Origin of the sequence: Achromobacter veterisilvae (genome assembly GCF_900496975.1) — a bacterium.
Taxonomy (GTDB): domain Bacteria; phylum Pseudomonadota; class Gammaproteobacteria; order Burkholderiales; family Burkholderiaceae_B; genus Achromobacter; species Achromobacter veterisilvae.
In genome coordinates, this window is record NZ_UFQC01000023.1 from 16,799 (window position 1) to 29,283 (window position 12,485).

Consider the following 12,485-nt stretch of genomic DNA (forward strand, 5'->3'; position numbering starts at 1 on the left):
GTCCATGAAGTACCGCCTGCTGCATGCCCTCGTCTGCGCCGTGACCCTCGGCGCGTGTTCCCTGGCGGCCGCCCAGGGCGGATATCCGTCCCAGCCCGTGCGCCTCATCGTGCCCTTCGCGCCGGGCGGATCCACGGACGTACTGGCCCGCGCGGTGGCCGACGGCCTGCGCAAGGAACTGGGCCAGAGCGTGGTGGTGGAAAACCGCGCGGGCGCGGGCGGCCTGATCGGCACCGAGGCCGTGGCGCGGGCGCAGGCCGACGGCTACACGCTGGGCATGGCGACGGTCAGCACCATGGCCGTCAATCCGCTGCTGTACGGCACCCAGCGGGTCGATCCGGCGACGCAATTGAAACCGGTGGCGCCGGTGGCGACGGTGCCGGTCGTGTGGATGGTGAACCCGGCGTTCCCGGCGCAGGACTTCGCGCAATTCCTGGCCGAACTCCGCGCGCATCCCGGCAAGTATTCCTACGGCTCGCCGGGCGTGGGCTCGCTGGGGCACCTGAACCTGGCGGCCATGAACGCCGACCTGAAAGTGGACGTGCTGCACGTGCCGTACCGAGGCATGGGGCCGGCGCTGACCGCGGCGGTGGGCGGGGAGGTGCAGGTGCAGCAGGACCAGTACGCGTCGGCGCAATCGCTGATCAAGGCCGGCAAGCTGCGCGCGATCGCCGTGTCCGCGCCCGGGCGGCTGGAGGGCATGCCGGAACTGCCCACCCTGGCGGAGCTGGGTTATCCGCAGTTGAACGCGCTGGGCCAGACCTGGTTCGGCCTGGTCGCGCCGGCGGGCACGCCCGACGCCGTAGTGCTGCGCCTGAACCAGGCCGTGGACCGCGCGCTGGCCGACCCCGCGCTGGTGCGGCGCCTGGCGGCCCTGGGCGCGCAGCCGGATTCGGGCACGCCGCAGGCATTCGCCGAGCGCATCGCCCGGACGCTGGCCGCCAACCGGAAAATCATTGAAACTGCCGGGATCAAGCTCGACGAGTAAGCGGCCTTTCCCGCCGGGCCGCCCCGAAGGAACCCGGCTCACACGACCCCTGCCACTGGAGAAACCATGGGTGCCATCGACAAACTCGCGCCGTTCATCGACGCGCGCAGCGAGCGTTACGCGGACCTGAGCGACCGCATCTGGAGCCTGGCGGAATTGCGCTACGACGAGCACAGGTCCGCCGAACTGCACATCGCGATGCTGGAGGAAGCCGGCTTCCGCGTTACACGGGACGCCGCCGGCATCCCCACCGCGTTCGTGGCCGAGGCCGGCAGCGGCGGCCCGGTGATCGGCATCCTGGGGGAATACGACGCGCTGTCGGGCCTGAGCCAGGAAAGCGGCGCGTACGCCTGCCAGCCTTCGCCGGAAACCCCCAACGGCAATGGCCACGGCTGCGGCCACCATCTGCTGGGCACGGCCGCGCATTTCGCGGCGGCGGCGGTGAAGGAGTTCCTGGAAGCCAACGGGCTGCCCGGCACCATCCGCTTCTACGGCTGTCCGGCGGAAGAGGGCGGTTCGGGCAAGACCTTCATGGCGCGGGCGGGGCTGTTCGACGACCTGGACGCGGCGCTGACCTGGCATCCCGCCTCGCACACGGGGATCTTCCACCAGTCGTCGCTGGCCAACATCCAGGCCTATTTCCGCTTCCGCGGCATCGCCGCGCATGCGGCCAATTCGCCGCACCTGGGCCGCAGCGCGCTGGACGCGGTCGAACTGATGAACGTGGGCGTGAACTACCTGCGCGAACACATGGTGCCGGACGCCCGGGTGCATTACGCCGTGACCAACAGCGGCGGCATTTCTCCCAACGTGGTGCAGGCCCGCGCCGAGGTGCTGTACCTGGTGCGCGCGCCCATCAACGCCCAGGCGGCGGAACTGTACGAACGCGTGCAGAACGTGGCGCGCGGCGCGGCGCTGATGACCGGCTGCGAACTGGAGATCGTCTTCGACAAGGCCTGCTCGAACTACATCCCGAACCGCGTGCTCAACCAGGTCATGTATGCCAACATGCTGGCGCTGCAAGGGCCGTCGTACACGGACGGCGAGCAGCAGGCCGCGCGCCGCATGTGGGACGCGATTTCCGAAGACGACATCGACAACGCCGGCAAGAACCTGGGCGCGGTGCTGCGCAACCCCACGCCGCTGTTCCAGGGCGTGGCGCCGTACGATCCCGCCAAGGCCGAGATCACCTACGGGTCCACCGACGTCGGCGACGTGAGCTGGGTCGCGCCCACCGCGCAGTGCTGGGGCGCCTGCTACGCCTACGGCACGCCGTTCCACTCCTGGCAGATGGTGGCGCAGGGCAAGATGTCGCTGGCGCACAAGGGCATGGTGCATGCGGCCAAGATCATCGCCGCGACGGCCGCCGATCTGTACACGCAGCCGCAGGCGCTGGCGCGCGCCAAGGAAGAACTGATCGAAACGAGGCGCGGGCAGCCCTACGTCTGCCCGATTCCTGCCAACGTGCTGCCGTCTTTCATGAGAAAGTAGAGGGCCCCCACGCCGCGCACGCTACGCGCGCTTGCTGCCCCCCGAGGGGGCTGCGCCGCCTTAGGGCGGCCTGGCGGCGGCGCGGGCCCCCATGCCGCGCACGCTACGCGCGCTTGCTACCCCCGAAGGGGCTGCGCCGCCTTAGGGCGGCCTGGCGGCGGCGCGGGCCCCTACGCCACGCGATTTCAGGCCGGCAGGGACGGCGCGTATTGCGCGTCCGAGGTGACCTTCGCGTGGAATTCCACTACCTTGCGCACCACCTTGACCGGATCGTCTTCGACGATGAATAGATCCAGGTCGTGCGCGCCGATCATGCCGTTGGCCAGCACCTGGCTGCCCAGCCAATCGACCAGGCCGTACCAGTATTCGCTGCCCACCAGTACGATGGGGGCGGGCGGGACTTTGCCCGTCTGGATGAGCGTCAACGCTTCGAAGAGTTCGTCCAGCGTGCCAAAACCGCCCGGCATCGCCACATAGGCGAAGCTGTGCATGAAAAATGTAGCCTTGCGGGAGAAAAAATACTCGAACGACAGGCTGATGGTTTGGTATTCGTTATTGTGCGCTTCGTGCGGCAGGCTGATGTTCAGCCCGATGCTGGTGCCTCCTGCCTCGAATGCGCCCTTGTTTGCTGCCTCCATGATGCCGGGGCCACCGCCTGCGATCACCGCGAAACCGGCGTCGGCCAGGGCGGCCGAGATCGCGACGGTGGTTTCATAGTGGGGGGAGTTCCGGCTGACTCGTGCACTGCCAAAGACGCTGACCGCGGGCCCGATATGCGCGAGCTCGTCTGCCGCCGTCCGTATCTCTGACATAATCAGCGGAATTTGTTTGTTGGCGGGTGTTTCCGCAGTTATTGCCATATCTGCCTTTGTAACCATGAAAAAAACCTTATTACTGGTCGACGGTTCAAGTTACTTGTACCGCGCTTTCCACGCTATGCCTGATTTGCGCAACGCGCAAGGCGAACCCACGGGGGCGCTCTATGGCGTGGTGAATATGTTGCGCAAGCTGGTATCTGACCATAAGGCAGAGTATGCCGCATGTATTTTCGATGCCCGCGGCAAGACGTTCCGCGACGACATCTATCCGGAGTACAAGTCGCATCGCCCGCCCATGCCGGAAGACCTGGCGGCGCAGATCGAGCCCATCCACCGCGCCGTGCGGGCGCTGGGCTGGCCGGTGCTGGCCATCGAAGGGGTGGAAGCCGACGACGTGATCGGCACCCTGGCCAAGCGGGCCGCCGAACACGACGTGCACACCATCGTGTCCACCGGCGACAAGGACCTGGCGCAACTGGTCAACAGCCACGTCACCCTGGTCAACACCATGAGCGGCGAAGTGCTGGACGAAGCCGGCGTGGCCAGCAAGTTCGGCGTTCCGCCCGACCGCATCGTGGATTACCTGATGCTGGTGGGCGACACGGTGGACAACGTCCCGGGCGTGACCAAGGTGGGCCCGAAGACGGCCGCCAAATGGATCACGGAATTCGGCTCCATCGACAAGCTGGTCGAAGGCGCGGACGGGGTCAAGGGCGTGGCGGGCAACAACCTGCGCGACGCCATTCCGAAGTTTCCGCTTACGCGCCAGTTGCTGACCGTGAAATGCGACTGCGACCTGGCGGGCCACGTCGACAGTGTCGACGACCTGACGCCGCGCCCGCGCGACGACGCGGCGCTGACCGAAATCTATGAACACTATGGCTTTCGCACCTGGCTGCGCGAGCTGACCGGCGATGCCGAGCGCGTGCCCGCGGGCGACGCCCGCATCGCCCACGACGCGCCCGCCGCACCCACGGAACTGGACTACCGGATCATTTCGGATTGGGCCGGATTCGACGCCTGGATGGAGAAGCTGGAAGGGGCGTCCCTGGTGGCGCTGGACACCGAGACCACGTCGCTGGACCAGATGCAGGCCAGGCTTGTCGGCCTGTCGCTGGCGGTGGAGCCGGGCGTGGCCTGCTACATCCCGGTGGCGCACCGCGGCCCGGACGGCGCCACCCAGTTGCCCAAGGCCGAGGTGCTGGCGCGGCTGAAGCCGTGGCTGGAAGACGCCACGCGCGCCAAGTTGCTGCATCACGCCAAGTACGACGCCCACGTGCTCGCCAACGAAGGCATCAAGCTGGCGGGCATTGCCGAAGACACGATGCTGCAAGCCTATGTGCTGGAATCGCACCGCGGCGTGGGCCTGAACGACCTGGCCCAGCGCTATCTGGGCCGCAGCGGCGTGTCCTACGAGGATTTGTGCGGCAAGGGCGCCAAGCAGATCGGGTTCGATGAAGTCGCGGTCGACAAGGCCGGCCACTATGCCGCCGAAGACGCCGACTTCACCTTGCAGTTGCATCGGGTGCTGCGCCCGATGGTGGCGGCCGACGAAGGCCTGAACCGCATCTACCGGCTGGAAATACAGGTGTCGGCGGTGCTCACCACCATCGAGCGCAACGGCGTGAAGGTCGATGCCGCCGAACTGGGCCGCCAGAGCCACAAGCTGGGCCAGGAAATGCTGCGGCTGGAGCAGAAGGCCTATGAGCTGGCCGGGCAGCCTTTCAACCTGAATTCGCCCAAGCAATTGGGCGAGATCCTGTTCGACCGCATGCAGTTGCCGGTCGTGCGCAAGACCGCCGGCGGCGCGCCGTCCACCGACGAAGACGTGCTGACCAAGCTGGCGCAGGACTATCCGCTGCCGCAGGTGCTGCTGGAATACCGCGGCCTGTCCAAGCTGAAGTCCACCTATACGGACAAGCTGCCGCGCATGATCAATCCGGACACGGGGCGCGTGCACACGCGCTATTCCCAGGCGGCCGTGATCACCGGCCGCCTGGCCTCGTCCGATCCCAACCTGCAGAACATCCCGGTGCGCACCGAAGCCGGCCGCCGCGTGCGCGAGGCGTTCATCGCCGAGCAGGGCATGCTGCTGTCCGCCGACTACTCGCAGATCGAGCTGCGCATCATGGCGCACGTGTCCGACGACGCCAACCTGCAACGCGCCTTCGCCGCGGGCGAGGACATCCACCGCGCCACGGCGTCGGAAGTGTTCGGCGTGCCGCTGGCGGACGTGTCCACGGAGCAGCGCCGCGCGGCCAAGGCCATCAACTTCGGCCTGATCTACGGCATGGGGGTGTTCGGCCTGGCGTCCAACCTGGGCATCACGCGCGACGCCGCGCAGGCCTATATCGACCGCTACTTCGCCCGCTATCCCGGCGTGGCGATGTACATGGAAGACACCCGCCGCCGGGCGCGCGAACAGGGCTATGTGGAAACCGTCTTCGGACGCCGCCTGCAACTGCCGGAGATCCGCGGCGCCTCCGGCCCGCGCCGGCAAGGGGCGGAGCGGGCGGCCATCAACGCGCCCATGCAGGGCACGGCGGCCGACCTGATCAAGATGGCCATGGTCGCGGTGCAGGATTGGCTGGAAGCCGAAAACCTCCAGACGCGCATGATCATGCAGGTGCACGATGAACTGGTGCTGGAAGCGCCGGACGCCGAACTGGATCTGGTCAAGGAAACGCTGCCGCGCCTGATGTGCAATGTGGCGACCTTGCGCGTTCCGCTCGTGGCCGAAGTCGGCATGGGCAAGAACTGGGAGCAGGCCCACTAGGGCGGGCCGCCGCCGCGCGGGCGGAATCGACGGGCCGCCTCCCGGGGCGGCCCATTTCCGGTTTTGGGATTGCAACAATATAATGTTGCGCTTCCCCGCCTCTAAATACGTCCCCCAAATGTTGCTGCTCTGGGTTCTGCTTGCCACCGTCACCGGCGGGCTCATCGCCGTCCTTGTCGCCAGTTGGCTGGCCTACAAGGTCTTCGCGCAGTATCTGCACCACATGGTGAGCCTGTCGGTGGGGGTGCTGCTGTCGGTGGCCCTGCTGCACCTGCTGCCCGAGGCGTTCGAGACCGGCGTGGCCGACGCCCATGTGCTCTTCGGGCTGATGCTGGCGTCCCTGATCGGTTTTTTCGTGCTGGAGAAGATCGCGCTGCTGCGGCACAGCCACCATCACGAGGGCGACGGCCACCATCACCACAAGGGGCACGACCGCCACGAGGCGGGCCGGGGCGGCGTGCTGATCCTGGTCGGCAGTTCGCTGCACAATCTGTGCGACGGCGTGCTGGTGGCGGCGGCTTTCCTGACCGATCCGCTGCTGGGCGTGCTGACCGCCGCGTCCATCATCATCCATGAGGTGCCGCACAAGCTCGGCGACTTCGTCGTGCTGCTCAACGCCGGCCTGGCGCGCCGCCGCGCCTTCGCCCTGATCCTGTTCACCAGCTTGTGTTCAGCCGTGGGCGGCATAATAGGGTTCTTCGTGCTGCAGCAGGCGCAGGGCTGGGTGCCCTATATTCTGGTGGTTGCGGCCAGCAGCTTCCTCTATATCTCGGTGGCCGACCTGATGCCGCAGATGCACGAACGGGTATCCCTTGCCGACGCCGTCCCGCAGTTGCTGCTGGTCGGGGTGGGCGTGGCGCTGATCTACAGCGTGACCACGCTGATGCACCACGGGCACGACCATGATGCCGAAGCCGGCCATGGCGCGCCGCAGGCGGAGCACGTCCACCGGCATTAGGACGCTCCAGGGTATCCGGCCTTGTCGACCCCAACAGAGGAGTACTCCATGAGTTTTTCCGCCGCAGCCGGCAACGTCGCGCCCACCGTGATCCACACGGACACCCAGGGACTGGTCCACGGGGACTTCAAACTGCCCGTGGCCGACGGTTCGATCGACGCCTACTACGCCGCGCCCGAAGGCAAGCGCGACCTGCCCATCGTGCTGGTGGTGCAGGAGATCTTCGGCGTGCACGAGCACATCAAGGACCTGTGCCGGCGGGTCGCCAAGGCCGGCTACCTGGCGGTGGCCGCGAACCTGTACGAACGCCAGGGCGACGCCTCGGCCTATACCGACATCCCCAAGCTCATTTCGGAACTGGTCAGCAAGGTGCCCGACGAACAGGTGTACTCCGACCTGGACGCCAGCGTGGCCTGGGCCGCCCGCAACGGCGGGGACGCCAAGCGCGTGGCGGTGACGGGATTCTGCTGGGGCGGGCGCCTGACCTGGATGTACGCGGCCCACAATCCGGACGTGAAGGCCGCCGTGGCCTGGTACGGCAAGCTCAGCGTGGGCCACGGCCCGCTGATCAAGCGCGTGGCCTTCGACGTGGTGAACGAACTTCACGGGCCGGTCCTGGGCCTGTACGGGGCCAAGGACGCCAGCATCCCGCTGGCCGACGTCGAGGCCATGAAGGCCAAGCTGGCCGCCGGCAACGACAACGCCAGGCGGTCGGAGTTCGTGGTGTACCCGGAAGCCGACCACGCCTTCCTGGCGGACTACCGGGCCAGTTACAAGGCCGAGGCCGCGCAGGACGGCTGGAAGCGCATGCTGGAGTGGTTCAAGCGGTATCTGTAATGCTGCAATGCAGGTGTCTGACACCCGCGTAATACAGGTGTCTGACACCCGCGTAATACAGGTGTCTGACACCCGTACGAGATGCCCGTACAGGCTGAAGGCGGTGTCCCCGGGTGTCAGACACCAGACTCGCACGGCGCGAGGTATACAACGACGACCTCCGCAAAAATGGCCGGCCCGCCCGCCGGGCCGCCCCAAGGGCGGGCCAGCCCCCTCGGGGGGCAGCAAGCGCGCGCAGCGGGCGCAGCGTGGGGGCCCTAATTCCCCGCTTCGCGCAGGCGGCTGGGCAGCAGCTCTCCATGGCGCGCCAGCAGCGGATACGCCGCGGCGCCCACCAGATGGGAGTTGATGCCCTTCATATCGCGCAGGATATCCAGATAAAGGGCGCCCACTTCGGCCGCATCGACCTCGCCGGCCTTGATCTTCTGCAGGTGCGTGTCGGCGGCGGTGGTTTCTATCGTGCGGAAGCGCGCCTTTTCGCCCGCCAGCGAGCGGGCCTGGCGCAGGTCGTCGTTGACGAACAGGGCGGCGGCCGTGCGCTGGTTGGCGATGAGCTGGCCCAGCGTGTCGTCCAGGCTGGCGCGCTGCTCGGGCGAGAAGACCCAGCCCTGCTTGCGCAGCTTGGCGACGTGGCCTAGCAGGCCGTGGTGGGCGATGTCGCCCGCATGGCCGATGTTGCTGATGAAGGCCAGGATGTCGTCCAGGCGCTGCAGGTCCTCGCGCGTCATGTTTTCCTGGTCCAGCGTGGCCAGGTAGGTCGTGATGGCGTTTTCCAGCTTGTCCAGGGCGCTGTCCAGTTGGCGCGCCTGCACCATGCGGTGGCGGTTGTCGCGCTTGAAGCCCGCGCGGGCATAGAGCAGCAGCGTCTGCAGCATGTCGGCCATGCGCAGGCCTTCCCGGGCGGCGTTGCCCAGGGCCACGGCCGGCACGTCATGGGCCCATTCGTCCAGGTACTGGGGGCGGGACGGGTCGTTCGGGTCGGCGCGCTTGGGCAGCCAGCGGGTGAGCAGGGCGGCGTAGGGCGTCAGCAGCGGCAGGAACACCAGGGCGATGACCGCGTTGAACAGGGTGTGGAAGTTGGCCACGGCGCGGGCCGGGTCGTTCGCCAGCTCGCTCATCAGAGGCTGGAGGTAGGGCAACAGTATCAGGCCGGCCAGCACGCCGATCACCCGGGTGAGCAGGTTGCCCAGGGGCAGGCGGCGCGCGGCGGGGTCGTCCCCGGTCACGCCTTCTATCATGGGGTTGATGGCGGTGCCCAGGTTGGCGCCCAGCACCAGCGCGAACGCCACGTGCGGCGCCACCATGTGGTGGCTGGCCAAGGACATCACCAGCACGACCACGGCCACGCTGGAGTGCGCCGCCCAGGTGAAGGCGGCCGACAGCAGCACGGCGGCCACCGGCTGGGTCGACAGGGCGTCCAGGATCATGCCCAGCATGGGCGCGGTCTGGAACGGCTGGAACAGTTCGACCAACTGGTGCAGCGACAGCAGCAGCAGCCCCAGCCCGATGAAGACGCGGCCCAGGTCGCGCGTGCGCCCCGGCGGGTAGCGGCGGAACATCCAGACGCCCGCCAGGATCAGGATCGGGGCGAGCGAGGTCAGGTCGAAGGACAGCAACTGGACGATGAGCGTGGTGCCCACGTTGGCGCCCAGCATGGCCGACAGCGCCGGCACCAGGCCGACGACCCCGCCGGCCGCGAAGCCGGTGATCATCAGGCCCGTGGCGGTGCTGCTCTGCAGCGCGGCGGTGATGCCCAGGCCGGCCGCGAAGGCCCGCAAGCGGGTGCCCAGCGCCCTGCCCAACGCGGCGCCCAGCGCGGCGCCGAAGGCGCGTTGCACGCCTGTCTGGACCATGTGCACGCCCCACAGCAGGAGGGCGACGTAGCCGGCGAAGTCAAGCAGGGTGATAAGTCCGGACATCCGTTTCCATTCTTTTTATGACAAGAAATAATTCTGTAATGATCGCATGCGCGGCCAGGACAGGGAAACCTGTCCCCACAATACAGCATACGCCCGCCGGGGCTTTACTGCGCGCGGCATGGGCAGCGCGTATCATTGCCTGACCAACCTTAGAAGCACTGGAGTTTTGCGTGGCGGTTTCCGTATTCGACCTGTTCAAGATAGGCATAGGCCCGTCCAGTTCCCATACGGTGGGGCCGATGCGGGCGGCGCTGCTGTTCGCCCAGGGCCTGGAGCGCGACGGACTGATGCCGCGCGTGGCCTCCGTGCGCGCCGAGCTTTACGGGTCGCTGGGCGCCACGGGCAAGGGCCACGGCACCGACAAGGGCGTGCTGCTGGGCCTGATGGGCGAAGCGCCCGATACCGTGGACCCCGCCGCCATCGCCGGCATGATCGCGTCGGTGCGGGCCAGCCGCCAGTTGCCGCTGCTGGGCCGCTACGTCGTCCCGTTCGTGGAAAAAGAGCACATGATGTTCTACCGCCGCGAAGCCATGGCGGAACATCCTAACGGCATGAAGTTTCACGCATTTGACGCCGAGGGCGAGCCGCTGCGCGAATCCCGCTACCTGTCGGTGGGCGGGGGCTTCGTGGTGACGGCCGGCGCGTCGAACAGCCAGGTCATCGCCGCGCACGACCAATTGCCCTATCCGTTCCGCATGGGCCGCGAATTGCTGTCCATGTGCCGCGACAGCGGGCTGTCGGTGGCCCGGCTGATGATGAAGAACGAGCTGACCTGGCGCGACGAGGCCGAGGTGCACGCCGGGCTCGACCGCATCTGGCAAGTGATGCAGGACTGTGTCTCGCGCGGCTGCGGTATCAATTACCCGGAAGCGGACGGCGAACTGCCGGGCCCCTTGCGCGTGCGCCGCCGCGCGCCCGAGCTCTACCGCAACCTGACGCAGCGCGCCGAACGCACGCTGTCCGACCCCCTGTCGGTCATGGACTGGGTGAACCTGTACGCCATGGCGGTCAACGAGGAAAACGCCGCCGGCGGCCGCGTGGTCACGGCGCCGACCAACGGCGCGGCGGGCATCATCCCGGCCGTGCTGCACTACTACGACCGCTTCGTGCCCGGTTCCAACCGCGAAGGCGTGCGGGATTTCCTGCTGACGGCGGCGGCCGTGGGGCTGCTGTACAAGTACAACGCGTCGCTCTCGGGCGCCGAGGTCGGCTGTCAGGGCGAAGTGGGCGTGGCGTGCTCGATGGCGGCGGGCGGCCTGGCCGCGGCGCTGGGCGGCACGGTGGAGCAGGTCGAGAACGCCGCCGAGATCGGCATGGAGCACAACCTGGGCCTGACCTGCGACCCCGTGGGCGGCCTGGTGCAGATTCCCTGTATCGAGCGCAACGCCATGGCCTCCATCAAGGCCGTGAACGCGGCGCGCATGGCGCTGCGCGGCGACGGCCAGCACTACGTGTCGCTGGATTCGGTCATCAAGACCATGCGCGAAACCGGCGCCGACATGAAGACGAAGTACAAGGAAACCGCGCGCGGCGGCCTGGCCGTGAATATCGTCGAATGCTGATTCCGTTGGGGGGGGTGTCTGACACCCCTTGGAATGGCGGCGCGATCTGGAGTCCGTTTCCCGCGGGTGTCAGACACCAAACGAGGCGGGAAGCCGGGCGCAGCTCAGATCACTTTGGCATGCTGCAGCGCCGCGATGCGGGCCGGAATCGGCGGGTGCGACGCGAACATGGCGGCGATGCCGCCCTTGCCGGTGATGCCCGAGGCCTCGAAGGACCTGGGCAGTTCGCCGGGTTCCAGGCCGCCCAGGCGGGCCAGGGCGCGGATCATGGGTTCGCGGGCGCCCATCAGATGGGCCGAGCCGGCGTCGGCGCGGTATTCGCGCTGGCGCGAGAACCAGGCCACGATGATCGAGGCCAGGATGCCGAAAATGATCTCACAGACCAGTACCGTGACGTAGTAGCCCGGGCCGATGCCGCGTTCGTTCTTGAACACGACGCGGTCGATGAAGTAGCCGACCACGCGGGCCAGGAACACGACGAAGGTGTTCACGACACCCTGGATCAGGGTCAGCGTGATCATGTCGCCGTTGGCGATGTGGGCGACTTCGTGGGCCAGCACGGCGGCGACTTCCTCTTCGCTCATGCTTTCCAGCAGGCCGGTCGACACGGCGACCAGCGAGTCGTTCTTGAATGCGCCGGTGGCGAACGCGTTGGGCGCGCCTTCATAGATGGCGACTTCGGGGCGGCCGATGCCGGCGCGGTCGGCCAGTTGGTGCACGGTGTCGACCAGCCAGGCCTCGCGCTGGTTGCGGGGCGAGTTCGGGTCCAGCACCTGCGCGCCGGTGCTCCACTTGGCCATCGGCTTGCTGATCAGGAGCGAGATGATGGCGCCCGTGAAGCCGACGACCAGCGAGAAGATGAGCAGGGCGTTGAGGTTCAGGCCGTTGGCGGTGATGTAGCGGTCTACGCCCAGGATGCGCAGCGTGGCCGACAGCACGAGCATGACGGCCAGGTTGGTGATGACGAACAGGATGATGCGTTTCATGTTTTTTTGGTCCTCTGCGAGCGGGAATTGCCGGAATTCGACAAGGCGGCGGCCCGCCAGTTCCCCGAGCCGGCGGCACCGCTCCGGTGACGGAGAGTATAGTATCGCTTTCCCTTATTCCTCCTCACTCTTCCCTTAGCGCAGATCCCC

At 67.4% G+C, this 12,485-nt stretch carries 9 protein-coding genes; 6 read left to right on the forward strand and 3 right to left on the reverse strand.

Annotated elements, in window-relative coordinates:
• The first annotated feature begins 4 nt into the window (after positions 1 to 4).
• Positions 5 to 988 carry a Bug family tripartite tricarboxylate transporter substrate binding protein gene (locus AVE30378_RS20225; protein ID WP_129242658.1) on the forward strand — a complete coding sequence of 328 codons (984 nt, stop codon included), beginning with the start codon at positions 5 to 7 and terminating at the stop codon, positions 986 to 988.
• Positions 989 to 1,054: 66 nt separating this feature from the next.
• Positions 1,055 to 2,479: a M20 family metallopeptidase gene (locus AVE30378_RS20230; RefSeq protein ID WP_129242660.1), complete on the forward strand. Its 1,425-nt coding sequence runs from the start codon at positions 1,055 to 1,057 to the stop codon at positions 2,477 to 2,479.
• Between the two features lie 185 nt (positions 2,480 to 2,664).
• On the opposite strand, the gene AVE30378_RS20235 is transcribed toward AVE30378_RS20230, so the two are convergent.
• Entirely contained in the window at positions 2,665 to 3,357 is a 693-nt protein-coding gene (locus tag AVE30378_RS20235) for an LOG family protein (RefSeq protein ID WP_482757307.1), read from the reverse strand.
• Here AVE30378_RS20235 and polA point away from each other — a divergent pair.
• The 3 genes from polA to AVE30378_RS20250 all read left to right on the forward strand — a co-directional run bounded on the left by polA (position 3,356) and on the right by AVE30378_RS20250 (position 7,868).
• Positions 3,356 to 6,073 carry a DNA polymerase I gene (polA, locus tag AVE30378_RS20240; protein ID WP_129242662.1) on the forward strand — a complete coding sequence of 906 codons (2,718 nt, stop codon included), beginning with the start codon at positions 3,356 to 3,358 and terminating at the stop codon, positions 6,071 to 6,073. The genes AVE30378_RS20235 and polA overlap by 2 nt on opposite strands.
• A 118-nt stretch (positions 6,074 to 6,191) precedes the next feature.
• Entirely contained in the window at positions 6,192 to 7,031 is an 840-nt protein-coding gene (locus AVE30378_RS20245) for a ZIP family metal transporter (RefSeq protein WP_129242664.1), read from the forward strand.
• A gap of 48 nt (positions 7,032 to 7,079) precedes the next feature.
• Positions 7,080 to 7,868 (forward strand): dienelactone hydrolase family protein, encoded by a 789-nt coding sequence (locus AVE30378_RS20250; protein ID WP_129242666.1) that lies wholly within the window; start codon positions 7,080 to 7,082, stop codon positions 7,866 to 7,868.
• A gap of 257 nt (positions 7,869 to 8,125) precedes the next feature.
• Here the strand turns inward: AVE30378_RS20250 and AVE30378_RS20255 are convergent, their stop codons facing one another.
• Positions 8,126 to 9,787 (reverse strand): Na/Pi cotransporter family protein, encoded by a 1,662-nt coding sequence (locus AVE30378_RS20255; RefSeq protein ID WP_129242668.1) that lies wholly within the window; start codon positions 9,785 to 9,787, stop codon positions 8,126 to 8,128.
• Positions 9,788 to 9,957: 170 nt separating this feature from the next.
• Here AVE30378_RS20255 and AVE30378_RS20260 point away from each other — a divergent pair, with 170 nt between their 5' ends.
• Positions 9,958 to 11,349: an L-serine ammonia-lyase gene (locus AVE30378_RS20260; RefSeq protein WP_129242670.1), complete on the forward strand. Its 1,392-nt coding sequence runs from the start codon at positions 9,958 to 9,960 to the stop codon at positions 11,347 to 11,349.
• A gap of 104 nt (positions 11,350 to 11,453) precedes the next feature.
• Here the strand turns inward: AVE30378_RS20260 and htpX are convergent, their stop codons facing one another.
• Complete coding sequence (htpX, locus tag AVE30378_RS20265; RefSeq protein WP_129242672.1) at positions 11,454 to 12,335, reverse strand: protease HtpX; 882 nt, start codon at positions 12,333 to 12,335, stop codon at positions 11,454 to 11,456.
• Positions 12,336 to 12,485 lie beyond the last annotated feature (150 nt).